The sequence below is a fragment of the Ancylobacter sp. IITR112 genome, assembly GCF_041415945.1.
Taxonomy (GTDB): Bacteria; Pseudomonadota; Alphaproteobacteria; order Rhizobiales; family Xanthobacteraceae; genus Ancylobacter.
This window is the reverse complement of sequence record NZ_JBGCUS010000001.1, coordinates 1310164-1335843: the sequence shown is the minus strand read 5'-3', so window position 1 is coordinate 1335843 and position 25680 is coordinate 1310164. Positions and strand designations below refer to the sequence as shown.

Sequence of the window (25680 nt, the reverse complement as noted above, 5' to 3'; positions counted from 1 at the left end):
AGAGGTAGCCAGACGGATCATTTGCAAATTGGCTCTGCGGTTTTCCCCGAAAGCGGCTCTTTTTGACGGGGCCATTTCCAGGAAAGCTCCTCCCGCCCGCCTGGCGCGGGTTTGTGCAGGAGGAAAATATGAGCGACCCGAGCCTCGATTACTCGAAAGGCGCCGCGTACATGAATGGCATCTACGTGCCGATCGCCGAGGCCAGGATTCCAGTTGGGGATTGGGGCTTCACCCATTCGGACGTCACGTATGACGTGGTTCATGTAACCGATGGCGGGTTCTTCCGGCTGGAAGACCACCTCGACCGTTTTCATCGTTCGTTGGAAGGCTACCGTCTCGATCCCGGCGTCACCCGCGACGATATGCGCACCATCCTTGGCAAGGTGGTGGCGCTGAGCGGTCTGAAGGACGCCTTCGTCGCGATGCTCTCCACGCGCGGCGTACCGCGGGTCTACGGCTCGCGCGATCCGGACGACTGCGACAACACCTTCATCGCCTATGCGGTGCCGTGGATCGACGTCATCAAGCCGGAGGTGCAGGAGCGCGGCGCTCACCTGCTCGTGGCACAGGTTCCCCGCATCTCGCAGAACTCGCTCGATCCCACCCTCAAGAACTATATGTGGCGGGACTTCACCCGCGGCATGTTCGAGGCCAAGGACAAGGGCTTCGACACGGCTATCCTGCTCGACAGCGAGGGCTACCTGACCGAGGGCGCCGGCTTCAACGTCTTCATCGTCAAGGACAACAAGGTCATCACCCCCGATCGCGGCGCGCTGCGCGGCATCACCCGACTCGCCGTCCTCGACCTGTGCCCCGAGCTCGGGCTTGAGCCGATCGTTGGCCCGATCACCTTCGAAGACCTGATGGACGCCGACGAGGTGTTCACCACTACCACCGCCGGTGGCGTGATGCCCTGCGCCCGGGTCAACGAGCGCATCTATGGCAATGACCGGCCGGGGCCGATCAGCGCTAAGCTGAAGGAGACCTATTGGCGCAAGCACAAGGAGGGCTGGCACATGACGCCGGTCAACTATGCCGACGCCGACAACCCCTTCAAGGTCGCGGCCTGACACCGCCTCCCTGTGTCGGCTCAAGGGCGGCGTTCAGACTGCCCTGAGGGGGAAACGCACAAGGCAAGGGCCCCGCAAGGACCGATCGCACCGATTTCAAAAACCAGAGGGCGTGGCCATGACCAAATCGACGTTCAATTCTTCCGACGCTCCGGCACTGTCAGTCGCGTCCGTCAACCGCCGTACCGTGTTGAAGACACTCGCGGCGGGCACGGCCGGCGCGCTTGCCGCGCCTTACATCCGGCCCGCTTCGGCCGCCCCCACCCAGCTGCGCGCGCTGATGTGGGAAGTCTATGCGGTTCCCGATATCGTCGGTGCCTTCGAAGAGAAGCACAAGATCAAGTTTTCCCCGACCTTCTTCGACGGCAATTCCGAGGCCTACAACAAGCTGCGCGTCGGCGGCACTCGCGACTTCGATTTGGTGCAGGCCGACGGCTTCTGGCCGGGCCTGTACTTCCGCGAAAAACTGATCCGTGACATCGACTACGCCAAGATCCCCAACACCGCCAATGTCTACCCGGTGTTCAAGCCGGATCGGTTCAAGCTGCTGACCGACGAAGCCAGCGGCAAGCACTTCGGTGTCACCTGGTGCTGGGGCAGCTACGGCACCACCTACAGCACCGCTGACGTTCCGAAGGAGAAGGTCGAGAGCATCGAGGTGTTGTTCGATCCCGCCTTTGCCGGACGGCTTGCGACCAGCGCCCGGTTCGAGGAGAACATCGCGCTGACCGGCATCCTGGCGGCGACCCGCATGGGCACCAAGGACAAGCCGCGCCCCGACGGCAAGCCCTTCAACCCCTATGTCCTCACCGATGAAGAACTGGCGGAGGTCGAGAAGCTGCTTATCCAGCAGAAGTCGCTGCTGCTCACGCGCTACCAAGACAACACCACCCTGCAGCAGTTGCTGGAAAGCGGGGCGATCGTCGCCGCGCCGGAATTCGCGCAGGTCTATCGCATCCTCGTGCAGAAAAAGGAGAAGGGCGACATCTCCGCCGACTTCGCGCATCAGCTCGTGCCCAAGGAGGGCGGCCTCGGCTGGGTCGATACCTGGCTCGTGACATCGGGCGTGACCGATCCGGCGGCGCTCGATCTCTGCTATGACTTCATGTGAGGTGGTCCCCGAAATCCGGACAGGGAGTTAAGCTTGGTTCGGCCTGACGGAAGGACGAGCCCGATGACCGGGAAGAGGAAGCGATATTCATCGGATTTCAAGGCGAAGGTGGCCCTGGAGGCACTGCGCGGGGAACAGACGGTGGCCCAGTTGGCGGCGAAGCATGGTCTCCACCAGACCATGATCAACGCTTGGAAGAAGCAGGCCATCGAGGGGATGGCCGCAGTGTTCTCCGGCAAGGCGGAAGCGGCCGACGCCGCCCGCGAGAGCGAGATCGACCAGCTCCATGCCAAGATCGGCCAACTGGTGGTGGAACGGGATTTTTTGCGTCGGGCCTCCGGGCGATGAGCGTGGGGGCAAAACGCGACATGATCGAACCGGATCACCCCCGACTACCGATCACGCGCCAGTGCGCCCTGGTCGGCATCAGCCGGTCGGCTTTCTACGGCGGGCCGCGGATCGAAAGCCCCGAGACTCTTGCCATTATGCGGGCGATCGACGGCCAGTTTCTCGAGACGCCGTGGTACGGCTCGCGGCAAATGGTGCGCCATCTGCGCCGGCAGGGGCACGAGGTTGGGCGCAAGCGTGTGCGGCGCCTCATGGCCCGCATGGGGCTGGCCACCATCTACCAGCGGCCGAAGACCACGGTGCGCCACCCGCAGCACCGCATCTTCCCCTATCTCTTGCGCACCATGGCGATCGAGGAGCCCGACCAGGTCTGGTGCGCCGACATCACTTACATCCCGATGCGGCGCGGATTCCTGTATCTGGTCGCCATCATGGACTGGCACAGCCGCAGGGTTCTCTCCTGGCGGCTCTCCAACACCATGGAGGCCGACTTCTGCATCGAGGCACTGGAGGAGGCCTTGTCCCGGTTCGGGCGGCCGAGCATCTTCAACACCGACCAGGGAAGCCAGTTCACCAGCCCGCGCTTCGCAAAGGTGCTGCTGGACGCTGGCGTGCGGATCTCCATGGATGGCCGCGGCCGGTGGATGGACAACGTGTTCATCGAGCGCCTCTGGCGGTCCCTGAAATACGAGTGCATCTACCTCAACGCCTTCGAGACCGGGTCCGAGGCCCGCGCCGGGATCGGCCGATGGATCACCTACTACAACCGCACGAGGCCCCACTCGGCTCTCGGCGGCAGAACGCCGGAGGAGGTCCACATGGCCTGCGACGGCATCAACAAGGCGGCGTGACACACACCAGAACCAAGCTTAGCGAAGCCGCCAAAATGTCCGGCGAATGGGGACCACCTCACTTCTCAAATTCAACGACAAACTGACCTATCAAAATGTAGTAGTCGTCAAAGTTTATATTTTCATGCCTGTGCATGTAGCGACCCACCAAGTTGGGAGCGTCACTCCCCCTCCACGACCCCGCCTGCGTGCCGCTGAAAGGCCACTGCATCGGCCCTGTCAGCAAAGCATATGAGCACCTCCCGCACACCCTTCCTCGTGCGCCCCACGCTCCGCACGGCATGTGAGCGATAGAACCCCGCGCCCCGCATATGGTCGTGGTTCACCTCTGCCTCGGGGAACACCACGCGCCACGGATGCTCCCTGAGGATCATGCCGGGGCTCAGCTCACCCTTCCGGCGCATCCTTCGTCCACCGCGAAGGACGCCCCCTCACATAGCCCCAAGACGCCTCCTTGCGGGCCTCTTCAAGCGCCGCCTCTAGGAACTGCTGGCCTATCAGAAGCGCGCGTATGGCCGCCCTAGGGTCGCCTGAGCAGGCTGCTATCACCTCGTCTACGTCCGCCTCGGTGATGTCGAAGGTGGGCGCCTCCGGGGGCGTCAGGTTGGTTTTCGGGGGCGGTGTCGGGTTTCGTCTGCATAGCCGTCTCTCCTCGTGCCCCGGATCGAAGCATGAGAACGAAAAGAGAACAAGCTGCGGTGTGGAAAACGGACAGAGGCCCGGCGACTCGCTTGTGTGCCATCAAGAGAGAGCCGCGACGCCACGCCGCACTCGATGCCCTGCACCTCAAGCGCGAACGTGTGGGGTAGAGCGTGTGGGGTAACGTGTGGGGCAACCCAAGCTGGCGTAACTGCCAATCTATTGATTTTACTTGCTTATTTCACTTGAAAAATAGATGGCGGAGACGGAGGGATTCGAACCCTCGAGGCCCTTTTGGGGGCCTGCTCATTTAGCAAACGAGTGCCTTCAGCCTCTCGGCCACGTCTCCAGCCGGCCTCGCGGGGCGCCTTGGCGCGCCGCAGGTTCGGGCCGGCGACCTGTCTAGGTTTCCACCGCCCCCCGGTCAAGGCCGAATACGCATCTGGTCCACTGCCGGCTTCATTCAGCCGGCCGGGCGCTGGCCGAACAGCACGCTTTGCGCCTGCGCGTCGGTGGCAAAGTCGATCTTCGCGCGGTCCTCGGCGTTCAGCGCCAGGCCCCGCTTCACCGCCGGCCGCGCCAGCACCCGCTCCAGCCAGCCGGCGACATGCGGGAATTCCTTGATGTCCTGCCCCTGCCGCTCCCACAGCTTGGCCCAGCCGATGCAGGCAATGTCGGCGATGGAATAGTCGCCGGCGAGGAAGGGCCGATCGGCGAGGCGCCGGTCCATCACCCCATAGAGCCGGTGCACCTCCTTGGTGTAGCGCTCGATGGCGTAGGGGATCTTCTCCGGCGCATAGATGCGGAAATGGTGCGCCTGCCCGGCCATCGGTCCCAGCCCGGCCATCTGCCAGAACAGCCACTGCTCCACCTCCACCCGGCCGCGCTCATCGGCGGGGTAGAACAGCCCGGTCTTGCGGCCGAGATATTGCAGGATGGCCCCCGATTCGAAGACCGAGATCGGCGCGCCGCCCGGCCCTTCGGGGTCGAGAATCGCCGGCATCTTGTTGTTGGGCGAGAGCGCGAGGAATTCCGGCTTGAACTGCTCGCCCCGGCCGATATTGACCGGGATCACCTCATAGGGGAGCCCGCATTCCTCCAGCATGATGGAAATCTTCCAGCCATTGGGCGTCGGCCAGTAATGAAGCTGGATCGGGCGGGACTGAGGCTGGGACATGGCGCGCTCCCCTTCGCCCTCCACGGGGCGGACACCCTCAGAACTAGAGCCGCGCCCGGGGGCTGGCAAGCGGAAGGCGCGGCGCGGGCGGGCGCGGCTATCGCGGCCGCACGGCCGCCCTGCTCGCCTCGCCCGGCGGAAGCGGCTAGTTTCACCCCGCCCGGCGCCCCGCGCCCCCCACTGAGCGAGACCGTGCGCGTGAAACCTGTCGTCCTGCTCAGCCTGCTCGGCACGCTCATTCTCGCCGGCCCGTTCGCCGGCCTGGCGCGCGGGCAGGCCCCCGCGCCGCCCTCGCCGGCGAAGATCTGCGCCGAGCGCTGGAATGCGCTCAAGGCCAGCGGCCAGACCGGGGAACAGTCCTTCCGCGATTTCTCCGCCCAGTGCCTGAAGGACGCGGGCGCGGCCGGGCCGGGCGAGTCGACGCCGACACAGGAGCCGGCACCCCGGCGCAGTACCACCCCCACCGGCGCCTCGGCCGCCGCCGCCCAGCCCTCGATGAAGCAGTGCGCCGATCTGTGGAACGAGATGAAGGCGAAGAACCAGACCGGCACCCAGACCTATCGCGACTTCGCGCAGGACTGCCTCGCCGGCACCGGCGTGCTGGACGGCGCGCCGGCGCCGCCGCCGCCCGCCCCCGCCGCGAATGCGACGCCGCCAAACGCCGCCCCCCCGAACGCCGCGCCGCCGAAAAGCTCCGTGCCCTCGGTGCCCCGCCCCGTGGCGACGCCCGCGCCCGATCCCGCGCCCTCGCTCACCCGCCCGCCGGACGAGAATGACCGCGCGGCGGTCAATCGCTGCAACAGCGAGTGGCAGGCCTACAAGGCGCGGCACAACCTCACCGGCGCCAAGGCGTGGCACGTGTTCATGGCCCGCTGCCTGCCGTGAGGCGGCCCGCCCGGCTCAGGGCCCGGCGAGGTCGATCTTGAAGCCGTCGAGCCGCTTCTCGAAGCCGGCGCGCTCATAGAAGCGGTGCGCGTCGAGCCGCTGCTTGTTGGAGGCGAGCTGCAGCGAGCCCGCGCCCCGGCGCCGAGCCTCGGCGATGGCGAACTCCATCATCGCCGCGCCGACGCCCCGTCCGCGCACTTCCGGGTCCACCTGCACCGCCTCGGCATGGGCGAGCAGCATGCCGTGGCGCAGCAGCGCGCGGAAGAAGACGAGCTGGAAAGTGCCGACCACCCGCCCGTCCAGCCGCGCGACATAGAGCGTGGCGCGCGGATCGGCGGCGATCTCGTCGAAAGCGCGCGCGTAATCGGCGAAATCGGCGGGGTCGGCGCTGTCGCGCACCCCTAGCAGGGTCTCGCGGGCGAGAATGGCGACGATCGCCGGCAGGTCGGCGCGGGCGGCGGGTTCGATGAGGACGGCGCCCGCCTCGGGAGCGTCGGACGCCGCGGCGCTCATATGCCGAGCTTGCCCTTCAGCAGGTCGTTCACCACCTGCGGCGCCGCCTTGCCACCGGTCTGCTTCATCACCTGGCCGACGAACCAGCCGAGCATGGTCGGCTTGGCCTGCACCTGCGCCACCTTGTCCGGGTTGGCCGCGATGATGGCGTCCACCGCCGCCTCGATGGCGCCGGTGTCGGTCACCTGCTTCATGCCGCGGGTCTCGACGATGGCGCGGGGATCGCCATCCTTTTCTTCAGTGATGATGATCGCCAGCACGTCCTTGGCGATCTTGCCGGAAATGGTGCCGTCGGCGATCAGGTCGACCAGCCCGGCGATCTGCGCCGGGGTGATGTGGGTCTCGTGCACCGAGAGGCCGGAGGCGTTGGCGAAGGCGGAAACGTCGCCCATCACCCAGTTGGCCACCGCCTTGGCGTCGCGCGCCGTGCCGCCATGGGCCACCGCCGCCTCGTAATAGGCCGCCGTCTCCTTCTCGGCGACAAGCACGTCGGCGTCATAGGCGGAAAGCCCATAGTCGGCGACGAAGCGGGCCTTCTTCTCGTCGGGGAGTTCCGGCAGATGCGCCTTCAACTCGGCGACGAAGGCGTCGTCAAATTCCAGCGGCAACAGGTCCGGGTCGGGGAAGTAGCGGTAGTCATGCGCCTCCTCCTTGGAGCGCATGGAGCGCGTCTCGCCCCGGTTGGGGTCGAACAGCCGGGTTTCCTGGTCGATCTTGCCGCCATCCTCCAGAATGCCGATCTGACGGCGCGCCTCGGTCTCGATCGCCTGGCCGATGAAACGGATGGAGTTGACGTTCTTGATCTCGCAGCGCGTGCCGAAATCATCGCCCGGCTTGCGCACCGAGACATTCACGTCCGCGCGTAGCGAACCCTTCTCCATGTCGCCGTCGCACGTGCCGAGATAGCGCAGAATGGTGCGCAGCTTGGTCACATAGGCCTTGGCTTCCTCGGAGGAGCGCAGGTCCGGCTTGGAGACGATCTCCATCAAGGCGACGCCGGAACGGTTGAGGTCGACCAGGGAGAGGGTGGGATGCTGGTCGTGGATCGACTTGCCCGCGTCCTGTTCCAGATGCAGGCGCTCGATGCCGACCTCGATCGGCCCGTCGGCGGTGTCGACCAGCACCACGCCCTCGCCGACGATCGGGCTCTTATACTGGCTGATCTGGTAGCCCTGCGGCAGGTCCGGGTAGAAGTAGTTCTTGCGGTCGAACACCGAGCGGTTGTTGATCTGCGCCTTCAGGCCGAGCCCGGTGCGCACCGCCTGCTTCACGCATTCGGCGTTGATGACCGGCAGCATGCCCGGCATCGCCGCATCGACCAGCGAGACATGGCTGTTGGGCTCGCCGCCGAACTCGGTGGAGGAGCCGGAGAACAGCTTGGAGTTCGACGTGACCTGCGCATGGATTTCCATGCCGATCACCACCTCCCAGTCGCCGGTGGCACCCTTGATCAGCTTCTTCGGGTCGGCGGGGCGGGCATGCATGTTCATCGGGCGGACCTGTTCTGGCGTGCGCAGGCACGAAAGCGCGGGAGTGACGTTTCCCTACCCCGCCCCCGCCGGTCCTGACAACCATTTCGCGCGCGGCGCCCCGCGCGAAGGGCCCGGGGCGGGCGCGCCCCCGCCTGGCCAGCCCCGCCTGCCAGCGGCCGGATGGCGCCGGTGCTAGACCATTGGACAAGGCGACACGCCATTTTGTCTCGCGTATTCATCGGCCCAATGCGAAGCTGGTCAGAAGATATTACCAACTCGCAGGCTCTCGGGAGGAGCGTCCACAGCAATCAACGTCGCCGCTCCGCCCGGGCTCCAGGCGGAACAGGCCGGCGACGCAGGAGGAAACAACGGGATGTCGACAGGTCTGCTCGCCTTCCTTGCCTTTTTGCCGATCCTATCGGCCGGGGTCTTGCTCATCGGCTTCCGCATCCCCGCGCGCATCGTCATGCCGATCACCTATGTGATGGCGGTGGCGATCGCCCTCATGTTCTGGGGCGTCAGCGCCAACCGCGTCATGGCCTCGACCCTGCAGGGACTGCTGCAGACCGCCGGGCTCTTGTGGATCATCTTCGGCGCCATCCTGCTGCTCAACACGCTGAAGCATTCCGGCGCCATCTCCACCATCCGCGCCGGCTTCACCTCCATCAGCCCGGACCGCCGCGTGCAGGTGATCCTCATCGCCTGGCTGTTCGGCTCCTTCATTGAAGGCGCCTCCGGCTTCGGCACCCCGGCGGCGGTGGCCGCGCCGCTGATGGTGGCGGTCGGCTTCCCCGCCATGGCGGCGGTGGTGTTCGGCATGATGATCCAGTCGACGCCGGTGTCCTTCGGCGCGGTCGGCACCCCGCTGATCGTCGGCGTGCAGACCGGGCTCGACCAGGCGGCGATCACCACCCAGCTCACCCAGGCCGGCTCGACCTGGGCGACCTTCTTCCATCTCATCACCACGGAAGTCGCGATCATCCACGCCATTTGCGGCACGCTGATGCCGCTGTTCCTCATCATGGTGATGACCCGCTTCTTCGGCCGCAACAAATCCTGGACCGAGGGCCTTTCCGCCCTGCCCTTCGCGCTGCTCGGCGCCTTCGCCATGACGGTGCCCTATGTGCTGGCGGCGACCTTCCTCGGCGCGGAATTCCCCTCGCTGCTCGGCGGCCTCATCGGCCTCGCCATCATGACGCTGGCGGCGCGCTCGGGCTTCCTGGTGCCGAAGACGGCGTGGGACTTCGCGCCGGCCTCGGAATGGCCGAAGGAGTGGTTCGGCCAGCTCGACATCACCCTCGACAGCCTCGCCAAGCGCACCATCCCGCTGGCGCTGGCCTGGGCGCCCTATGTGCTGCTGGCGCTGGTGCTGGTGGTCAGCCGCATGGTGCCGGCGGTCGGCGCGTCGCTGAAGTCGGCGACGGTGGCGTTCTCAGGCATTCTCGGCGAGCGCGGCATCAATGGCGACTTCCCGCTGCTGTTCTCGCCGGGCGGGCTGCTGGTCATCATCTGCCTGCTCACCGTGCTGCTGCACCGCATGTCGTTCGCCGGCTTCGCCGCCGCGGTGCGCGAGAGCAGCGGCACGCTGATCGGCGCCGGCTTCGTGCTGATCTTCACCGTGCCCATGGTGCGGGTGATGATCAATTCCGGCGTCAACGCCAATGATCTCGACAGCATGCCCGTGCTGGTCGCCGAATGGGTGTCGCAGCAGGTGGGCGGGATCTACCCGTTCTTCGCCCCGACCATCGGCGCGCTCGGCGCCTTCCTCGCCGGTTCGAACACAGTCAGCAACCTCATGCTGAGCCAGTTCCAGTTCTCGGTGGCGCAGGGGCTGGGCATTTCCTCGGTGCTGATGGTGGCGGGCCAGTCGGTCGGCGCGGCCGCCGGCAACATGATCGCCATCCACAATGTCGTCGCCGCCTCGGCGACCGTCGGCCTCTTGGGCCGCGAGGGCGCGACGCTGCGCATCACCATCCTGCCGACGATCTACTATCTCATCGTCGCCGGCACGCTGCTGCTGCTCGGCTTCTATGTGTTCGGCCTCACCGACCCGCTGGTCGGCCGCTGACCGCCTCTGCCGGGGCCGCCTGCGCGCGGCTCCGGCACCCATCCTTGCGCCAGATCAAGGCCGGCTGGCGCGCGGGCCGGCACGCTCATCCTTCGCTGCGAGGGAGAGAGCCATGGAAGTCGATACGATAGACGAGCGCCTCGCGCTGTTCCGCGCCATGGCCGGCCATGCCGGCGTCGACCTCGCCGCGCTGGCCGCCACCGTGCCGCAGGAGGTGCGGGCCGCCGCCCAGCGCTGCCTCGGCTGCCGCGATTCGGAAGCCTGCCACCACTGGTTCGCCGAGCAGGCCGCCGCCCCCGCCGCCGACGCACCCGTTCCCGGCTTCTGCCGCAACGCCGCCCAGTTCGCCGACTGGCACGCGCTCGCGCCCGCCGAGGACGAGCCGCAGTCCGTGCCTCCCGCCTGAGCCGGCCGGCCCGTCGACCGCGCGGCGTGGCTTTGCTATCCTGACGGCGTCGGCCCTGTCGTCGTCGCCCGAGGTTCCAAGAGTGCGTATTGCGTCCATCTCGCTGGTCAAGGACGAAGCCGACATCATCGAAGGGTTCGTCCGCCACAATCTGCACTTCGTCGACCGGATGTTCATTGTCGACGACCATTCCAACGACCATACCAGCGAGATCCTGCGCCGCCTGGCGGCGGAAACCCCGGCGGTCGTGCTCGTCGACGATGGCTGGACCGGCGCCTTCCACCAGAGCCGCCGCACCACCGCGCTACTGCGGCAGGCCGCCGGCCTCGGCGACTGGGACTTCATCGTCCCGCTCGACGCCGACGAGCTGATCTGCGCTCCGGACCGCGAGAGCTTCGAGGCGAGTCTCGCCGCAGTTCCGCATGGCGTCGCCGCCGGCGTCGGCGCGCTGTTCTATTGCTGGGCGCCGGGCGACGACATGACGATCCGCGACCCGCTGACCCGCCTCACCACCGCGCTGGAGCCGCCGGCCGGGCACATCTTCAAGGCCATCGCCCCCGCCGCCCTGTTCGCCGATCCCGACCTCACCTATGTCGAGGGCAATCACGCCCTCACCGTCAGCGGCGGGCGCGTGCCGGTGCAGCGGCTGGCGGGGGTGGAGCTCGCCCATTTCGCCGTGCGCTCACCCGACCAGATCGTCAGCAAATGCCTCAAGCATTATGTCGGCTGGCGCAGCCGCAGCGACTACAAGGAGCACATGGCCTGCCAGGCGGTGGCGGCGGTCAATGCGCTGAAGCAGGAAAGCGGCTTCGCCGTCGCGGCCGATGCGGGGGTCGTGCGCGCCTATCTGCCGCCCGCCATGGCGGCCAACAGCCGGCACCGCCCCTTCATCGAGCGGCGCGGTACGCTGAAATGGCCGGAACTCGCCACTCCCCAGCCCTATGCGGAACTGGCCGGCCTGCTCGACGGCCTGATCGACCGCGCCGCGCTGAGCGACCAGATCGTCGCCGGCGCCACGGCGGCGGGCGGGGAGATGTCGGTGGCGACGCTGCGCGCGCTGATGGACGAGCGCAACGCGCTGGAGGCCGAGCTGACGCGGCTGCGCAATTCCAGTTCAGCGCTGACCCGCAGCTACATGAAGCTGCTGCGCCAGCGCTTCACCGCCTCGCTGCGCAAGCGCCGCATGAGCGGCCGGGCGCTGCTGCGACGCCTGTTCGCGGCTTAGGACCCGCTCGCCACTTGGTACCGGGGGAGCGGCCTCCCCCGCCGCGGCACAGCCGGGTCAGCCCAGCCGCTCATTCTCATAGGCGATCACCCAGTCGATAAGCTGCCGCCACAGCTTTTCCACCAGTTCGGGCGGCACGCCGCGGGTCTCGGCATGGCCACTGACCTTGTCGATCACGTCTTCCACCCGCTCGGGCAGGAAGGCGGCGAGACCTTCCGCCTTCTTCACCGCAATGACCTGTTCCACCACTTCGAGGCGCCGGGCGAGCAGCGCGACCATCTCCCGGTCGATGGCGTCGATCTCGGCGCGGAAGGGGGCGAGGGAGCGCTCGCTGGCGGGCAGGTGCGGCATGGCTCACTCCCACCAGCGGTCGTTGACCTCGAAGCGGCCCGCCGCCTCCTCGATCACCTGGCCGAGCGCGAACAGCGCTTCCTCGCCGAAGGGCCGGCCGATGAGCTGCAGGCCGAGCGGCAGCCCCTCGGAGGAGAGCCCGGCCGGCACGGCGATGCCCGGCAGGCCGGCCATGTTCAGCGTCACCGTGAACACGTCCTGCAGATACATCTCCACCGGATCGGCACCGGATTTCTCGCCGATGCCGAAGGCCGGCGACGGGGTGGCCGGGGCCAGCACGGCGTCGATGCCGTCGGTGAAGGCGGTCTCGAAGTCGCGCTTGATCAGGGTGCGGACCTTCTGCGCCTTGAGGTAATAGGCATCGTAATAGCCGGCGGAGAGCACATAGGTGCCGATCATGATGCGCCGGCGCACTTCCGCGCCGAAGCCGCTGGCGCGGGTCTTCTCATACATCTCGACAATGTCGCGGCCGGGCACGCGCTCGCCATAGCGCACGCCGTCATAGCGCGCGAGGTTGGAGGACGCCTCCGCCAGCGCGACGATGTAATAGGAGGGCAGCGCGTATTTGGTGTGCGGCAGGCTGATGTCGACGATCTCCGCGCCGGCATCGCGCAGCATGTCGGCGCCCTTGTCCCACAGCGCCACGATTTCCGGCGACATGCCGTCGACCCGGTATTCGCGGGGAATGCCGATGCGCTTGCCCTTCACCGAGGCGCCCACCGCCGCCTCATAGTCCGGCACCGGCAGGTCGACGCTGGTGGAATCCTTCGCGTCATGCCCGGCCATGGAGCGCAGCAGCAGCGCCGCGTCGTTCACCGAGCGGGCGATCGGCCCTGCCTGGTCGAGCGAGGAGGCATAGGCGACGATGCCCCAGCGCGAGCAGCGGCCATAGGTCGGCTTGATGCCCACCGTGCCGGTGAACGCCGCCGGCTGGCGGATCGAGCCGCCGGTGTCGGTGCCGGCCGCACCGGCGCACAGATGCGCCGCCACCGCCGCCGCCGAACCGCCGGAGGAACCGCCCGGCACCAGCTTCTGTGTCGAGCCGCTGCGCCGCCACGGGTTCACCGTCGGGCCGAAGGCGCTCGATTCGGTGGACGAGCCCATGGCGAACTCGTCCTGGTTCAGCTTGCCCAGCAGCACCGCGCCATCCGCCCACAGGCGGGAGGTGACGGTCGATTCATAGGGCGGCACGAAATTCTTCAGGATGTTGGAGCCGGCGGTGGTGCGCACCCCGTCCACGGCGTAATTGTCCTTCACGCCGAGGGGAATGCCCTCCAGCGGGCCGGCCTCGCCGGCGGCGTAGCGCGCATCGCTGGCCTTGGCCCTCTCCAGCGCCTGTTCCGGCGTGGTCAGCACATAGGCATTCAGCGCGCCCGCCGCCTCGATGGCGTTGAGATAGGCCCGGGTCAGTTCGGTGGCGGTGAAATGCCCCTCGCCCAGCCCTTCGCGGGCGGCGGTGAGCGACAGGCGGGTGAGATCGGTCATCGTGCTCACTCCACCACTTTCGGAACGGCGAAGAAGCCATCCTCGGCCGCCGGGGCGTTGGCGAGCACGCGCTCGGCATAGAAGCCGTCGCTCACCACATCGGCGCGCAGCGGCAGGGTCATCGGGATCACGCTGGTCATCGGCTCGACGCCGTCGGTGTCGACCTCGCCGAGCTGTTCCACGAAGGCGAGGATGGCGTTGAGCTCGCCCTGCAGGTGGGCCACCTCGTCCTCTGTCACGGCGATGCGCGCGAGATGCGCCACCCGCCGGACCGTCGCCTGATCGACCGACATCCGAAATCCCAATCCACTGAAACCGATGCGCGCCCTATAGCAGGCGCGCCCGGCGCCCCGCAACGCGCCGCGCGCCGCGCGTCCGATTTCGCGCGGGATTCGCCCGGCGCGGCGGGCACCGTTCGGACCGCCGAAAGAAACAGCTCGCCAAAAGAAAAGGCCCGCCGGAACCGGCGGGCCGTGTCGCGAGATCCGGGTCCGGCCGCCAGGGCGCGGCCGGGGCGAGGGATCAGGAGCGCGCCTGCTCCAGGCACTGCGCCGCCGCCTGGGCATTGGAGCGGGCATTGCCGCGGTCGATCTGGCCGGACATGGCGAGCGACTTGGTGGTGTCGGTGACGATGGTGCGGATGTCGCCGCTGTCGCCGGCGGCCATCACGGCGGAATAGATCGCCTTGCCGTCCGGGGTCAGCGAGGCGGCGCAGGCATTGCCCGCGGCCTGATCGGCATGGGCCACGCCGCCGGCGAGCGAGAGCAGCGCGGCGGCAGCCGCGAACGAAAGAAGATTCTTGCGACCAAAAGTTGCGAGATTCATGACAGTCTCCATGGTATGCAAATGACTATCGCACGCCGGCTCGGTTGACGCCGCCATTGACGTTGACACCGGGACCCGGACGGGCGACGGCGCGGGCATTGACATTCGGCCCGGCGGTGCAGCCGACGGGATAGCCGGGGCGCGTGCAGGCGACGGCCGCGCGCGCCGCCGGCGCGGCATAGGGAGTCGGACGAACCACGCATCCCACCGGAATACCCGGTGAGGTGCAGTAGATCACGGCTGCGTCGGCGGGGGCGGGGGCGCCCACAGCGAGAGCGACCAGCAACCCGCCGCAGAAGGCAGCCGGCACAAGGCGGCGCGCAGGCGGGATGAAGCGAGAGGGGAGGCTCATTGATCACATCCTGTTCAGGATCTCGCTGAGAGACCCGGATGGTAAATTGAGCGATTTGAGCCGACCCGCAATGTCGATTATTGGTCGCAACGTAAGGTCCACGGGGAAAGAATGGGTGCGCGTGATTCCGCTCTGCTTCGCATCGACAATGATCTCTCCACCCGATGGGAGGCACTGATGCCCGGTGAGGCCCAGGAGCGCGCGCGGCTGCGCGCGCGGCCGGATTTCCCGTGGATCGCCCGGCAGGCGGCGATCAGCCTGAGCGACGCCTATCGCGGCAATCTTCTGCTCACCCGGCTGCTCAATGACCGCGGCCGATTCGTGCTCGCTTTGCTCATTCTCGACATGCATCTGGAGCAGCCGGACTCCCCCGGCCTCACCACCGGGCGGCTGAAGGCGGAAGCGGTGGCGCTCGACGTGTGCAGCCCCGGCCGTGTCAGCGCCATTCTGGCCGCTTTCCGCGTGTTCGGCATGATCGCTCCCGCGCCCGACACGGACGGGCGCCGCCGGCGGCTGGTGGTGACCGACAAGCTGATGGCGATCCATCGCGAACGCTGGCGGACCATGCTGAAAACCCTGGCCCTCGTCATGCCGGAAGACGGCGAGCGTGGCCTGCGCCATCTCGATGATCCGGTCTTCATCACCCCCTTCGTCCACACCCTGCTGGAACCGCTGCGCGGCGGCTGGCGCCCGGCCATGGACATTCCGGCCATCGGCCATTTCGCCGAGCGCGATGGCGGGCTGCTGATCGCCCTCGCTTTGTTCGGGGTCGGGCTGAACGGCCAGCCGGTGTCGATTTCGCAGCTTGCGCGCTCCTTCCGCATTTCCCGCTCGCATGTCGTCGGTATCGTGCAGGAGGCCACCGGGCTGGGGCTGGTGCGCCGAGTGGACGAAGCGGGCGAGCGCGGGCCGGGCGTGCTGCCCGAACCCGCGCTGATCGACGCCATGGAAGAGTTCATCGCCGTCGCGCTGGTGCGCCAGATGGTGGCGGTGCGCGCGGGCATCGCCGCCCTCAACGCCCGCGCCGCCGCCTAGAGCAATTCCCGCAAAGCTGCATAGCGGTTTTGCGAAGGGAATTGCGTATAATCAGAGGGTTAGATCATGTCACCGTTTCACCGAAACAGTGACATGATCTCGGTCTTTGTCGGGTCGCGTTTTCCTCGCGCAAACCGGTATCGTCTTCGCTCGAAAGCGCTCTGACGCGGCGCCGTGCGGTTCAGCCGCGCGACATCTCCACCGCCACGCCCTTCTCCGGGACCACCACCGTCGCCTCCTCGCCCACCAGCGAGACGAAGCGCTCGGCGCCCGGCTCCAGCAGCCCGAAGGTGGCGTAATGCGCGGGAATGATGGTGAGCCCGCCGAGATAGCGCGACACCGCCACCGCAGCGAGTTCCGGCCCCATGGTGAAGCGGTCGCCGATCGGCACGATCACCACATCCGGCCTGTGCAGCTCGGCAATGAGGCCCATGTCGGAGAAGATGTCGGTGTCGCCCATGTGCCAGACGGTCGGCTCGCCCGGCGCCTTGACGATGATCCCGTTGGCATTGCCGAGATAGACCGTGCGCCCGTCTTCCATCATACCGGAGGAATGGTCGGCCCGCACCATGGAGACGGTGAAGCCGTCCTGATGGATCGTGCCGCCGGTGTTCATCGGCTCCAGCTTGGCGACGCCCTGATGGCCGAGCCAGCCGGCGAGGTCCGCGTTCGCCACCACGGTCGCCTCATTGGCGCGGGCGATCGCCACCGTGTCGCCGACATGGTCGCCATGGCCATGGGTCAGCAGCACATGCGACACGCCCGCCGTGGCCGCGCCGAAGTCGCCTGAAAACGCGGGATTGCCGGTCAGGAAGGGGTCGATCAGAACCGAGGTGCCGGCGAAATCGAGTCGAAACGCCGCGTGGCCGAACCAGGTGATCTTCATCGCCGTGCCTCTTTCATTGCAGGGGAGCGCGGGGAAGATAGGGCAGGAACCCGCTCGCACAAGCCCGGGCCACCCGCCGCGATGGCGCGGCGCGCGCGGCCATGCTAGGCGATGCCGCCATGGCCGCCCCGATCCTCAGCATCACCGACGCCGCCCCGCTGCTACCGCCCCGTGGCGGGCTGATCGGGCTCGACCTCGGCACCAAGACCATCGGCGTCGCCTCGTCCGATCCCGACCGGCGCCTCGCCGCCCCGGTGGAGACCATCGCCCGCAAGCAGTTCACGCCGGATGCCGCGCGGATTCTCTCGCTTGGTGCCGCGCGCGGCGCGGTCGGCTTCGTGCTCGGCCTGCCGGTCAACATGGACGGCAGCGAGGGCCCGCGCGCGCAATCCTCCCGCGCCTTCGCCCGCAATCTCGCCCGGCTGACCGAGCTGCCGATCATCCTGTGGGATGAGCGCCTCTCCACCGCCGCCGTCGAGCGCGACATGATCGCCATGGATATGAGCCGTGCCCGCCGCGCCGAAGTGGTGGACCAGCAGGCCGCCGCCTTCATCCTGCAGGGGGCGCTGGACCGGCTGCGCTTCCTCGCCGGTCCGGGCTGAACGGTTCAGGGGAGCCGGCCGAATGTCCGCTGTGCTCGGCGCGCTGGTGCCGGTGTTCCTCATCATCGCGCTCGGCGCGGTGCTCAAGCGCCGGCTGCTGCCCGAGGCCTCGCACTGGATCGCGCTGGAACGGCTGACCTATTTCATCCTGTTCCCGGCGCTGCTGGTGGTCAGCATCGCCCGGGCCAATCTGAGCGAAGTCGCGGTAGTCGAGGTGTCGACCGCGCTGCTCGGCGCAATCGCCCTGGCCGGCCTCGGCCTCAGCCTCGCCCGCCCGGCGCTGTGCCGCGCCTTCCATCTGCCGGGGCCCGGCTATACCTCGGTGTTCCAGGGCGCGCTGCGCTGGAACACCTATATCGCCCTCGCCGTCTCCGGCGCCCTCGCCGGCCCGCGCGGGCTCGCGGTGGCGGCGGTGGGGCTGGCGGTGATGATCCCGGTGCTCAACACACTCAGCGTCATCGTGCTGGCGCGCCATGGCGAGAATCCCGCCACCAGCAACCGGCTGCTGCTGCAGCAGATCCTGCGCAATCCCTTCATCTGGTCCTGCGCGGCGGGGGCGGCGATCAACGCGCTGCACCTCCCTGTGCCGCCGGTGCTGCTGACCTTCGGCGACATTCTCGGCCGCTCCTCGCTGGCGCTCGGCCTGCTGGTGGTCGGCGCCGGGCTGCGACTGGAGGATCTGCGCCGCCCCCGCGCCGCCACCTGGTTCACCTGCCTCGTCAAGCTCGCCGTGCTGCCCGCCCTCGCGGTGGGAATCGGCGTCGCGCTCGGCCTGCGCGAGGTCGACCTGCTGATCGTCGCGGTGGGCGCGGCCGTGCCCTCCGCGCCGAATGGCTATGTACTGGCGCGGCAGATGGGCGGCGACGCGCCGCTGCTGGCGGAAATCCTCACCGTCGAGACGGTTCTCGCCGCCATCAGCATGCCGCTGGTCATCGCCGCCGTCGCACTTCTCTGAGGGGAAATCCGCGCGCGGGCGCTAAACTTCTTGCCGTCCGCCCTCGCGGCCTCTATCCAGCCGACTTCGATATGACATCGAACCCGACCGCCAGCTTCACCCTCCCGCGCCGCGACCTTCTCGGCATTGAGGGCCTGTCTCCGCAGGAGATCATCGGCCTTCTCGACCTCGCGGAAGAATTCGTGCTGCTCAACCGCCAGGTCGAGAAGAAGCGCGCAACCCTGCGCGGGCGCACGCAGATCAACCTGTTCTTCGAGGCCTCGACCCGCACCCAGGCCTCGTTCGAAATCGCCGGCAAGCGCCTCGGCGCCGATGTGATGAACATGTCGGTCTCCACCTCCTCGGTGAAGAAGGGCGAAACGCTCATCGACACCGCCGCGACGCTCAACGCCATGCACCCGGATGTGCTGATCGTCCGCCACAGCGCCTCGGGCGCGGTGGAACTGCTCGCCCGCAAGGTCGACTGCGCCGTGGTCAACGCCGGCGACGGCGCGCATGAGCACCCGACGCAAGCACTGCTCGACGCGCTCACCATCCGCCGCAACAAGGGCCGCATCGAAGGGCTCACCGTCGCCATTTGCGGCGACATCACCCATTCGCGCGTCGCCCGTTCCAACATGCTGCTGCTGCAGGCGCTGGGCGCGCAGGTGCGCGTCATCGCCCCGCCGACCCTGCTGCCCAAGGACATCGACCGCTTCGGCGTCACCGTCTATGGCGACATGCGCGAGGGGCTGGCGGATGTGGACATCGTGATGATGCTGCGCCTCCAGCGCGAACGCATGAACGGCTCCTATGTGCCCTCAGTGAAAGAATATTTCCATTTCTGGGGGCTGGACGAGGCCAAGCTGCGCTATGCTAGGCCCGACGCGCTGGTGATGCATCCCGGCCCGATGAATCGCGGCGTCGAGATCGATTCGGCGGTGGCCGACGGCGCGCAGTCGCTCATCCGCGAACAGGTCGAGATGGGCGTCGCCGTTCGCATGGCCGTGCTCGACGCTCTCTCGCGGAATCTCCCCAATGCATGAGCCCCGCCCCGCTCCCCACCCGACCCTGCTCGCCAAGGCGCGCATCCTCGATCCCTCGCGCGACCTCGACATTCACGGCGACATCCTCGTCGCCGACGGCGTGATCAAGGACATCGCGCCCAACCTCGCCGACGGCCTGCCGCCCGACACCGAGATCGTCGATTGCCGCCGGCTGGTCGCCGTGCCGGGCCTTGTCGACATGCGCGCCTTCATCGGCGAGCCGGGGGCCGAGCACCGCGAGACGCTGGCCTCCGCCAGCCAGGCGGCGGCGGCGGGCGGCGTCACCACCATCATCTGCCAGCCTGACACCGACCCGGTCATCGACGATCCCGCCATTGTCGACTTCATCCTGCGCCGGGCGCGCGACACCGCCATCGTCCATGTCCACCCCATGGCCGCCCTCACCAAGGGGCTGGAAGGGCGGGAAATGACGGAGATCGGCCTGCTCGGCGCCGCCGGGGCGGTCGCCTTCACCGACGGCACCCGCTCCATCGGCTCGGCGCAGGTGCTGCGCCGGGCGCTGACCTATGGCCGCGATTTCGGCGCGCTCATCGTCCACCACACCCAGGATGCGAGCCTCGCCGGCGAAGGCGTTATGAATGAAGGCGAACTTGCCTCGCGCCTCGGCCTCGCCGGCCTGTCGAAAGCGGCGGAAACCATCGTGTTCGAGCGCGATGTGCGGCTCGCCGCCATCACCGGCGGGCGCTACCACGCCGCCTCGCTCACCTGCGCCGATTCGCTCGACGTGCTGCGCCGGGCGAAAGACGCGGGCATCGACGTCACCGCCTCGGCCTCGATCAACCATCTCACGCTCAATGAGCGCGACGTGGTCGGCTACCGCACCTTCTTCAAGCTGACCCCGCCGCTGCGGGCGGAGGATGACCGCGTCGCGCTGGTCGAGGCGGTGGCGGAGGGGCTGATCGACATCATCGTCTCCGACCACAACCCGCAGGATGTGGAGGTGAAGCGCCTGCCCTTCTCCGAAGCCGCTTTCGGCGCGGTGGGGCTGGAGACCATGCTCGCCGCCGGCCTGCGCCTCGTCACCGCGGGCGCGCTCGACCTGATGACGCTGATCCGCGCCATGTCGACCCGGCCGGCGGAACGCCTCGGCCTGCCGGCCGGCACGCTGCGCCCCGGCGCGCGGGCGGATATCGCGCTGCTCGCGCTGGACGAAGCGTGGATCCTCGACCCGCTCACCCTCAAGTCGCGCTGCCGCAACACCCCCTTCGACGAAGCCCGGTTCGAGGGCCGGGTGGTGCGCACGCTGGTCGCCGGCCGCACGGTCTATGAATATGTGTGACCGGGCCGGCGGCGCGCCGCGCGGCCCTGTGCAACCGCCCGGAAGTCTGTAAGGTCGCAGGCATGAACGCATCCCTGCCCGCTCTGTCGAACATCGCCGCGCTGCTGCTGGGCTATGTGCTCGGCTCGATCCCGTTCGGCCTCCTCCTCACCCGGATGGCCGGCACGCAGGATATTCGCAGCATCGGCTCCGGCAATATCGGCGCCACCAATGTGCTGCGCACCGGCCGCAAGGGCCTCGCCGCCGCGACACTGCTGGGCGACGCGCTGAAGGGCACCGTGGCCGTGCTGCTGGCGCTGGCATGGCTCGGGCCCGAGGCGGCACTGGTGGCGGCGCTGGGCGCCTTTCTCGGCCATCTCTTCCCGGTCTGGCTCGGTTTCAAGGGCGGCAAGGGCGTCGCCACCTTTCTCGGCGTCACGCTGGCGCTGGCCTGGCCGGCGGCGCTGGTGTTCGCGGCCGCCTGGCTCGGCGTCGCCTTTCTCACCCGCTATTCCTCCCTCGCCGCGCTGGTGGCCAGCGTCGCCACCGCGCTTTCGGCCTTCTTCCTCGCCTCGACCCCTGTCGGCCTGCTGCTGAGCCTGCTCGCCGCGCTGCTGTGGTTCATGCACCGCGCCAATATACGCCGCCTTCTCGACGGCACCGAAGGGCGGATCGGCAAGAAGGGATAGCGCGTGAGCGGGCGCGGCGTTCATCTCGATCACGAACAGCGCCGCGACTGGCTCCGCCTCATCCGCACCGAGCATGTCGGCCCCCGCTCCTTTCGCGGGCTGATCAACCGCTTCGGCGGCGCCGCCGCCGCGCTCGAGGCGCTGCCCGAGCTCGCCCGTCGCGGCGGCGGGCTGCTCGCCCCGCGCGTGCCCTCGATCGCCGAGGCCGAGGCCGAGATGGCGGCGCTGGCGCGGCTCGGCGGCCGCTTCATCGCGCTGGGCGAGCCGGACTATCCCGCCCTGCTGCGCGCCATCGACGACGCCCCGCCGCTGCTCGCTTTGCGCGGCCGGGCGGAACTGCTGGCCCGCCCCACCGTCGCCATTGTCGGCGCCCGCGACGCTTCCGGCGCCGGGCGCACCATCACCCAGCGCCTCGCGCGCGGCCTCGGCGCGGCGGGCTGGGTCGTGGCCTCGGGTCTGGCGCGCGGCATCGACGCCGCCGCCCATGAGGCGAGCCTTGCCACCGGCACCATCGCCGTCATCGCCGGCGGGCATGACCGGCCCTATCCGCGCGAGAACGAACCGCTGCTGGCGCGCATCGCCGAGACCGGCGCGGTGCTGTCGGAAATGCCGATGGGCTGGGAGCCGCGCGCCCGCGATTTTCCCCGCCGCAACCGGCTGGTGTCGGGCCTCTCGCTGGGTGTCGTGGTGGTGGAGGCGGCCGAGCGCTCCGGCTCGCTCATCACCGCCCGCCTCGCCGCCGAACAGGGGCGCGAGGTGCTGGCGGTGCCCGGCTCGCCGCTCGATCCGCGCGCTGGCGGAACCAATGCGCTGATCAAGCAGGGCGCCGCGTTGGTCACGGGGGCGGAAGATGTGCTGGAAGCCCTCGCCGCCCTGCGTGACCGCCCGCCGGCGCTCGATATGGAGGAAGACACGCCGGGCATGGAAGCCGCCGAGCCGAGCGACGATATGCGCGCGCGCCTGCTCGCCTTGCTCGGGCCCTCGCCGCTGCCGGTGGACGAATTGGTCGCGCTCTCGGCCGCCACGGTCAGCGAGGTGCAGATCCTGCTGCTGGAGCTGGAACTGGCGGGCCGGCTGGAGCGCCACCGCGACGGCAGCGTCTCGCTGCTCGCCTGAGCGCGGCGGACCGCGCCACGGATCAGTCTCTAAGTTATGGATAGAGAACGTTTTAACGATCTGATTGCGGTGCAATCAGATCGGAACGTGCTCTAGCTCTCTGATTATACGCAATTCCTGTCGCAAAACCGCCCTGCACCTTTGCGGGAATTGCTCTAGGGCGCCTCGACCGAGCGCGCACCCCGCCGCCAGCGGCGCGGTTCGCTCTCCCGGCTCGCCACATCGCGCGCCTCCATGCAGGCCATTTCGAGCAGATAGCTCAGAATTTCCAGCCTGTTGCGCGCGGCGAGCGTCGCGAGTTCCTCGGTCAGGCTGGCGATATAGTCCGCCGCTTCCCTCACCGGCGTTCGCTCGGGATCATCGTCGGTCACGTCGGGGCGTCCGTTGCTGATGGCGGCGGAAACGAGCGTATCACAGCGCTGGCGCTTGTCACGCCAAATGCGTGTATCTGAGCAAGTTACACAACCTAACCGCGCAGCCCTCCGCCGCCCCGCGGCGGCCGGCATCCGCATGAGCGCAAACACCGCGAGCACGCGCTCGGCGTCCCCTTGCGCGGCACGGTGCGTGCTTGGCATTTGACACACCGGGGCCTCTACCCCATTTTCCCGGCCTCCCGGGCTGGACCCCTCAACGGACGTGGCGCGCACATGCAGGTCGTCATCGTCGAATCGCCTGCCAAGGCGAAGACGATCAACAAATATCTCGGATCGGGCTACGAGGTCTTCGCCTCGTATGGGCACGTACGCGACCTTCCGGCGAAGGATGGCTCGGTCAACCCGGAAGACGATTTCCGCATGCTGTGGGATGTCGATCCCAAGGCGCAGAAGCGGCTGTCCGACATTGCCCGCGCGGTGAAGGAGGCGGACGGCCTCATCCTCGCCACCGACCCGGATCGCGAAGGCGAGGCGATTTCCTGGCACGTGCTGGAAGTGCTGAAGGAAAAGCGTGCGCTCAAGGCCCAGCCGGTCTCCCGCGTCGTGTTCAACGCCATCACCAAGCAGGCGGTGCTGGACGCGATGAAGCACCCTCGCGTCATCGACGCCGCGCTGGTCGATGCCTATCTCGCCCGCCGCGCGCTGGATTATCTCGTCGGCTTCACCCTCTCGCCGGTGCTGTGGCGCAAGCTGCCCGGCGCCCGTTCGGCCGGGAGGGTGCAGTCGGTGGCGCTGCGCCTCGTCTGCGACCGCGAGCGCGAGATCGAAACCTTCGTCAAGCGCGAATACTGGTCGATCGCCGCCCAGTTGGCGACGCCGCGGCAGGAGAGCTTCGAGGCCCGCCTCGTCGGCGCCGATGGCAAGAAGATCACCCGTCTGGATGTCGGCACCGAGGCCGAGGCGGCCGATTTCCGCGCCGCGCTGGAAAAGGCGGATTTCAAGGTGCGCTCGGTCGAGGCCAAGCCGGCGCGGCGCAACCCCTCCCCGCCCTTCACCACCTCGACGCTGCAGCAGGAAGCGAGCCGCAAGCTCGGCTTCGCCCCGGCCATCACCATGCGCATCGCCCAGCGGCTCTATGAGGGCATTGATGTCGGCGGCGAGACGGTCGGCCTCATCACCTATATGCGGACCGACGGCGTCGACATGGCGCCGGAAGCGGTGGCTGGCGCCCGCTCGGTGATCGCCCGCGACTATGGCGATCGCTACGTCCCGTCCGCCCCGCGCAAATATTCCGCCAAGGCGAAGAACGCGCAGGAAGCGCATGAGGCGATCCGTCCGACTGACCTGTCGCGCCGGCCGAAGGACGTGATCCGCCAGTTGGAGCCCGACCAGGCCAAGCTCTATGAGCTGATCTGGCTGCGCACCATCGCCAGCCAGATGGAATCGGCCGAGCTGGAACGCACCACCGTCGATATCGACGCCAAGGCCGGCGGCCGGGCGCTGGAGCTGCGCGCCACCGGCACCGTCATCAAGTTCGACGGCTTCCTCACCCTCTACCGCGAGGGCAGCGACGACGACGAGGACGACGAGGAGAGCCGCCGCCTGCCGTCCATGGCAGCGGGCGAAGCGCTTGCCAACAAGGGCATCAAGGCCGACCAGCACTTCACCGAGCCGCCGCCGCGCTATTCCGAGGCGTCGCTGGTCAAGCGCATGGAAGAACTGGGCATCGGCCGGCCCTCGACCTATGCCTCCGTGCTCGCCGTGCTGCGCGACCGCGAATATGTGAAGCTCGACAAGCGCCGTCTGGTGCCCGAGGACAAGGGGCGTCTCGTCACCGCCTTCCTGGAAAGCTTCTTCGACCGCTATGTCGAATATGACTTCACGGCCGATCTTGAGGAGAAGCTCGACCGCATTTCCAATGGTGAGCTGCAGTGGAAGGACGTGCTGCGGGACTTCTGGCGCGACTTCATGGCCGCCGTTGGCGAGACCAAGGAGCTGCGCGTCTCCGATGTCATCTCCGCGCTCGACGGCATGCTCACCGCCCACATCTTCCCGCCCAAGGAAGACGGTTCGGACCCGCGCATCTGCCCGACCTGCGGCACCGGCCGGCTGTCGCTGAAGGTGGGCAAATTCGGCGCCTTCATCGGCTGCTCGAACTATCCCGAGTGCAAATACACCCGCCCGCTCGCGGCGCAGGGCGCGGACGAGGCCAATGGCGGCGACGCCAACGGCACCCGCGTGCTCGGCACCGATCCGGTGAGCGGGCTGGAAGTGACCATCCGCGCCGGCCGCTTCGGCACCTATCTCCAGCTCGGCGAGGGCAAGGACGGCGAGAAGCCCAAGCGCTCCAGCCTGCCCAAGGGCCTTGCGCCCGCCGATGTCGATCTCGACACCGCGCTGGCGCTGCTGTCCCTGCCGCGCGAGATCGGCCTTCATCCCGAGACCGGCGAGCCGATCCTCGCCGGCATTGGCCGCTTCGGCCCCTATGTCCAGACCGGCAAGACCTACGCCAATATCGAGCCGGGCGACGACATCCTCGCCATCGGCCTCAACCGGGCGGTGGCGCTGATCGCCGACAAGCAGAGCAAGGGCCCCGGCCGGCGCGGCGCGGTCGGCGGGCGCGAGCTGGGCGAGCATCCCACCCTCGGCGGGGCGATCACCGTGCGCCCGGGCCGCTTCGGCGCCTATGTCAACCATGGCAAGGTGAACGCCACCCTGCCCAAGGACATGGACCCGGAAGCGGTGACGCTGGAACAGGCGGTGGAGCTCATCACCGCCAAGGCCGGCTCCGCCCCGGCCAAGCCGGCGCGCCGCGCGGCGGCGAAACCCGCATCCGAGAAGGCACCGGCGAAGAAGACCGCCACCACCAAGAAGCCGGCAGCGAAAAAGGCTCCCGCGAAAAAGGCGGCGGCGAAGAAGACGGCGGCCGGCTGAGCGCCGG

At 68.2% G+C, this 25680-nt stretch carries 25 protein-coding genes and 1 tRNA gene; 15 read left to right on the top strand and 11 right to left on the bottom strand.

Annotated features, from left to right (window positions below; translation table 11 throughout):
• Window positions 1-128 precede the first annotated feature (128 nt).
• The 3 genes from AAC979_RS06105 (at window position 129) to AAC979_RS06095 (ending at window position 3380) form a co-directional block, all read left to right on the top strand.
• Window positions 129-1070, top strand: a complete 942-nt coding sequence (locus AAC979_RS06105; protein WP_371345931.1) for an aminotransferase class IV — start codon at window positions 129-131, stop codon at window positions 1068-1070.
• Window positions 1071-1188: 118 nt separating this feature from the next.
• Window positions 1189-2181: a PotD/PotF family extracellular solute-binding protein gene (locus AAC979_RS06100; RefSeq protein WP_371345930.1), complete on the top strand. Its 993-nt coding sequence runs from the start codon at window positions 1189-1191 to the stop codon at window positions 2179-2181.
• Window positions 2182-2244: 63 nt separating this feature from the next.
• Window positions 2245-3380, top strand: a protein-coding gene (locus AAC979_RS06095; RefSeq protein WP_371345425.1) for an IS3 family transposase whose coding sequence is annotated in 2 segments (ribosomal slippage) — window positions 2245-2500 and window positions 2500-3380 — 1137 coding nt in all. Because the reading frame shifts where the segments join, the coding sequence is not laid out codon by codon here.
• 896 nt (window positions 3381-4276) lie between these two features.
• On the opposite strand, the gene AAC979_RS06090 is transcribed toward AAC979_RS06095, so the two are convergent.
• Together AAC979_RS06090 and AAC979_RS06085 are read right to left on the bottom strand one after the other, a co-directional pair.
• Window positions 4277-4368 (bottom strand) — tRNA-Ser (locus AAC979_RS06090).
• A gap of 114 nt (window positions 4369-4482) precedes the next feature.
• Window positions 4483-5196 carry a glutathione S-transferase N-terminal domain-containing protein gene (locus AAC979_RS06085; RefSeq protein WP_371345929.1) on the bottom strand — a complete coding sequence of 238 codons (714 nt, stop codon included), beginning with the start codon at window positions 5194-5196 and terminating at the stop codon, window positions 4483-4485.
• 198 nt (window positions 5197-5394) lie between these two features.
• Here AAC979_RS06085 and AAC979_RS06080 point away from each other — a divergent pair, with 198 nt between their 5' ends.
• A complete protein-coding gene (locus AAC979_RS06080) occupies window positions 5395-6081 on the top strand; it encodes a hypothetical protein (RefSeq protein ID WP_371345928.1) in 687 nt (228 codons plus the stop codon).
• Between the two features lie 15 nt (window positions 6082-6096).
• On the opposite strand, the gene AAC979_RS06075 is transcribed toward AAC979_RS06080, so the two are convergent.
• Both AAC979_RS06075 and gatB read right to left on the bottom strand, forming a co-directional pair.
• Window positions 6097-6594, bottom strand: coding sequence for an N-acetyltransferase family protein (locus tag AAC979_RS06075; RefSeq protein WP_371345927.1), 498 nt, complete (start codon window positions 6592-6594; stop codon window positions 6097-6099).
• Window positions 6591-8084 carry an Asp-tRNA(Asn)/Glu-tRNA(Gln) amidotransferase subunit GatB gene (gatB, locus tag AAC979_RS06070; RefSeq protein WP_371345926.1) on the bottom strand — a complete coding sequence of 498 codons (1494 nt, stop codon included), beginning with the start codon at window positions 8082-8084 and terminating at the stop codon, window positions 6591-6593. Before gatB ends, AAC979_RS06075 begins: the two co-directional genes overlap by 4 nt.
• Before the next feature lie 355 nt (window positions 8085-8439).
• Between gatB and AAC979_RS06065 the strand changes: the two genes are divergently transcribed.
• The 3 genes from AAC979_RS06065 to AAC979_RS06055 all read left to right on the top strand — a co-directional run bounded on the left by AAC979_RS06065 (window position 8440) and on the right by AAC979_RS06055 (window position 11765).
• Entirely contained in the window at window positions 8440-10134 is a 1695-nt protein-coding gene (locus AAC979_RS06065; protein WP_371345925.1) for an L-lactate permease, read from the top strand.
• Between the two features lie 112 nt (window positions 10135-10246).
• Complete coding sequence (locus AAC979_RS06060) at window positions 10247-10540, top strand: DUF6455 family protein (protein ID WP_371345924.1); 294 nt, start codon at window positions 10247-10249, stop codon at window positions 10538-10540.
• Window positions 10541-10622: 82 nt separating this feature from the next.
• Window positions 10623-11765 (top strand): glycosyltransferase family 2 protein, encoded by a 1143-nt coding sequence (locus tag AAC979_RS06055; RefSeq protein ID WP_371345923.1) that lies wholly within the window; start codon window positions 10623-10625, stop codon window positions 11763-11765.
• Between the two features lie 57 nt (window positions 11766-11822).
• On the opposite strand, the gene AAC979_RS06050 is transcribed toward AAC979_RS06055, so the two are convergent.
• The 5 genes from AAC979_RS06050 to AAC979_RS06030 all read right to left on the bottom strand — a co-directional run bounded on the left by AAC979_RS06050 (window position 11823) and on the right by AAC979_RS06030 (window position 14778).
• Window positions 11823-12116, bottom strand: coding sequence for a chorismate mutase (locus tag AAC979_RS06050; RefSeq protein WP_371345922.1), 294 nt, complete (start codon window positions 12114-12116; stop codon window positions 11823-11825).
• A gap of 3 nt (window positions 12117-12119) precedes the next feature.
• Window positions 12120-13601, bottom strand: a complete 1482-nt coding sequence (gatA, locus tag AAC979_RS06045; RefSeq protein ID WP_371345921.1) for an Asp-tRNA(Asn)/Glu-tRNA(Gln) amidotransferase subunit GatA — start codon at window positions 13599-13601, stop codon at window positions 12120-12122.
• Window positions 13602-13606: 5 nt separating this feature from the next.
• Complete coding sequence (gene gatC / locus AAC979_RS06040) at window positions 13607-13894, bottom strand: Asp-tRNA(Asn)/Glu-tRNA(Gln) amidotransferase subunit GatC (protein WP_371345920.1); 288 nt, start codon at window positions 13892-13894, stop codon at window positions 13607-13609.
• Window positions 13895-14123: 229 nt separating this feature from the next.
• Window positions 14124-14426, bottom strand: a complete 303-nt coding sequence (locus tag AAC979_RS06035; protein WP_371345919.1) for a hypothetical protein — start codon at window positions 14424-14426, stop codon at window positions 14124-14126.
• A 25-nt stretch (window positions 14427-14451) separates the two neighbouring features.
• Complete coding sequence (locus AAC979_RS06030; RefSeq protein WP_371345918.1) at window positions 14452-14778, bottom strand: hypothetical protein; 327 nt, start codon at window positions 14776-14778, stop codon at window positions 14452-14454.
• 177 nt (window positions 14779-14955) lie between these two features.
• On the opposite strand from AAC979_RS06030, the gene AAC979_RS06025 reads away from it, so the two are divergent.
• Window positions 14956-15813: a hypothetical protein gene (locus tag AAC979_RS06025; protein WP_371345917.1), complete on the top strand. Its 858-nt coding sequence runs from the start codon at window positions 14956-14958 to the stop codon at window positions 15811-15813.
• 181 nt (window positions 15814-15994) lie between these two features.
• On the opposite strand, the gene AAC979_RS06020 is transcribed toward AAC979_RS06025, so the two are convergent.
• The gene (locus AAC979_RS06020; RefSeq protein ID WP_371345916.1) at window positions 15995-16699 is read right to left on the bottom strand and encodes a metal-dependent hydrolase; all 705 of its coding nucleotides are present in this window, start codon (window positions 16697-16699) and stop codon (window positions 15995-15997) included.
• A gap of 119 nt (window positions 16700-16818) precedes the next feature.
• On the opposite strand from AAC979_RS06020, the gene ruvX reads away from it, so the two are divergent.
• From ruvX to dprA, 6 genes are all read left to right on the top strand, one after another.
• Window positions 16819-17301 carry a Holliday junction resolvase RuvX gene (gene ruvX, locus AAC979_RS06015; RefSeq protein WP_371345915.1) on the top strand — a complete coding sequence of 161 codons (483 nt, stop codon included), beginning with the start codon at window positions 16819-16821 and terminating at the stop codon, window positions 17299-17301.
• A gap of 22 nt (window positions 17302-17323) precedes the next feature.
• Window positions 17324-18256: an AEC family transporter gene (locus AAC979_RS06010; protein ID WP_371345914.1), complete on the top strand. Its 933-nt coding sequence runs from the start codon at window positions 17324-17326 to the stop codon at window positions 18254-18256.
• 71 nt (window positions 18257-18327) lie between these two features.
• Window positions 18328-19281 (top strand): aspartate carbamoyltransferase catalytic subunit, encoded by a 954-nt coding sequence (locus AAC979_RS06005; protein WP_371345913.1) that lies wholly within the window; start codon window positions 18328-18330, stop codon window positions 19279-19281.
• A complete protein-coding gene (locus AAC979_RS06000; protein ID WP_371345912.1) occupies window positions 19274-20581 on the top strand; it encodes a dihydroorotase in 1308 nt (435 codons plus the stop codon). Before AAC979_RS06005 ends, AAC979_RS06000 begins: the two co-directional genes overlap by 8 nt.
• A gap of 62 nt (window positions 20582-20643) precedes the next feature.
• Window positions 20644-21249 (top strand): glycerol-3-phosphate 1-O-acyltransferase PlsY, encoded by a 606-nt coding sequence (plsY, locus tag AAC979_RS05995; protein ID WP_371345911.1) that lies wholly within the window; start codon window positions 20644-20646, stop codon window positions 21247-21249.
• Between the two features lie 3 nt (window positions 21250-21252).
• On the top strand, window positions 21253-22365 hold the full coding sequence (gene dprA / locus AAC979_RS05990) for a DNA-processing protein DprA (RefSeq protein ID WP_371345910.1): 1113 nt from the start codon (window positions 21253-21255) through the stop codon (window positions 22363-22365).
• A 155-nt stretch (window positions 22366-22520) separates the two neighbouring features.
• Here the strand turns inward: dprA and AAC979_RS05985 are convergent, their stop codons facing one another.
• Window positions 22521-22736 carry a hypothetical protein gene (locus AAC979_RS05985; RefSeq protein ID WP_371345909.1) on the bottom strand — a complete coding sequence of 72 codons (216 nt, stop codon included), beginning with the start codon at window positions 22734-22736 and terminating at the stop codon, window positions 22521-22523.
• Between the two features lie 276 nt (window positions 22737-23012).
• Between AAC979_RS05985 and topA the strand changes: the two genes are divergently transcribed.
• On the top strand, window positions 23013-25673 hold the full coding sequence (topA, locus tag AAC979_RS05980; protein WP_371345908.1) for a type I DNA topoisomerase: 2661 nt from the start codon (window positions 23013-23015) through the stop codon (window positions 25671-25673).
• The last annotated feature ends 7 nt before the right edge of the window (window positions 25674-25680 follow it).

Coding starts and splice junctions, on each gene's coding strand:
- AAC979_RS06105 (WP_371345931.1), top strand. CDS start 129: ATGAGCGACCCGAGCCTCGATTACTCGAAAGGCGCCGCGTACATGAAT.
- AAC979_RS06100 (WP_371345930.1), top strand. CDS start 1,189: ATGACCAAATCGACGTTCAATTCTTCCGACGCTCCGGCACTGTCAGTC.
- AAC979_RS06085 (WP_371345929.1), bottom strand. CDS start 5,196: ATGTCCCAGCCTCAGTCCCGCCCGATCCAGCTTCATTACTGGCCGACG.
- AAC979_RS06075 (WP_371345927.1), bottom strand. CDS start 6,594: ATGAGCGCCGCGGCGTCCGACGCTCCCGAGGCGGGCGCCGTCCTCATC.
- gatB (WP_371345926.1), bottom strand. CDS start 8,084: ATGAACATGCATGCCCGCCCCGCCGACCCGAAGAAGCTGATCAAGGGT.
- AAC979_RS06065 (WP_371345925.1), top strand. CDS start 8,440: ATGTCGACAGGTCTGCTCGCCTTCCTTGCCTTTTTGCCGATCCTATCG.
- AAC979_RS06060 (WP_371345924.1), top strand. CDS start 10,247: ATGGAAGTCGATACGATAGACGAGCGCCTCGCGCTGTTCCGCGCCATG.
- AAC979_RS06050 (WP_371345922.1), bottom strand. CDS start 12,116: ATGCCGCACCTGCCCGCCAGCGAGCGCTCCCTCGCCCCCTTCCGCGCC.
- gatA (WP_371345921.1), bottom strand. CDS start 13,601: ATGACCGATCTCACCCGCCTGTCGCTCACCGCCGCCCGCGAAGGGCTG.
- gatC (WP_371345920.1), bottom strand. CDS start 13,894: ATGTCGGTCGATCAGGCGACGGTCCGGCGGGTGGCGCATCTCGCGCGC.
- AAC979_RS06035 (WP_371345919.1), bottom strand. CDS start 14,426: ATGAATCTCGCAACTTTTGGTCGCAAGAATCTTCTTTCGTTCGCGGCT.
- AAC979_RS06030 (WP_371345918.1), bottom strand. CDS start 14,778: ATGAGCCTCCCCTCTCGCTTCATCCCGCCTGCGCGCCGCCTTGTGCCG.
- AAC979_RS06025 (WP_371345917.1), top strand. CDS start 14,956: ATGCCCGGTGAGGCCCAGGAGCGCGCGCGGCTGCGCGCGCGGCCGGAT.
- AAC979_RS06020 (WP_371345916.1), bottom strand. CDS start 16,699: ATGAAGATCACCTGGTTCGGCCACGCGGCGTTTCGACTCGATTTCGCC.
- ruvX (WP_371345915.1), top strand. CDS start 16,819: ATGGCCGCCCCGATCCTCAGCATCACCGACGCCGCCCCGCTGCTACCG.
- AAC979_RS06010 (WP_371345914.1), top strand. CDS start 17,324: ATGTCCGCTGTGCTCGGCGCGCTGGTGCCGGTGTTCCTCATCATCGCG.
- AAC979_RS06005 (WP_371345913.1), top strand. CDS start 18,328: ATGACATCGAACCCGACCGCCAGCTTCACCCTCCCGCGCCGCGACCTT.
- AAC979_RS06000 (WP_371345912.1), top strand. CDS start 19,274: ATGCATGAGCCCCGCCCCGCTCCCCACCCGACCCTGCTCGCCAAGGCG.
- plsY (WP_371345911.1), top strand. CDS start 20,644: ATGAACGCATCCCTGCCCGCTCTGTCGAACATCGCCGCGCTGCTGCTG.
- topA (WP_371345908.1), top strand. CDS start 23,013: ATGCAGGTCGTCATCGTCGAATCGCCTGCCAAGGCGAAGACGATCAAC.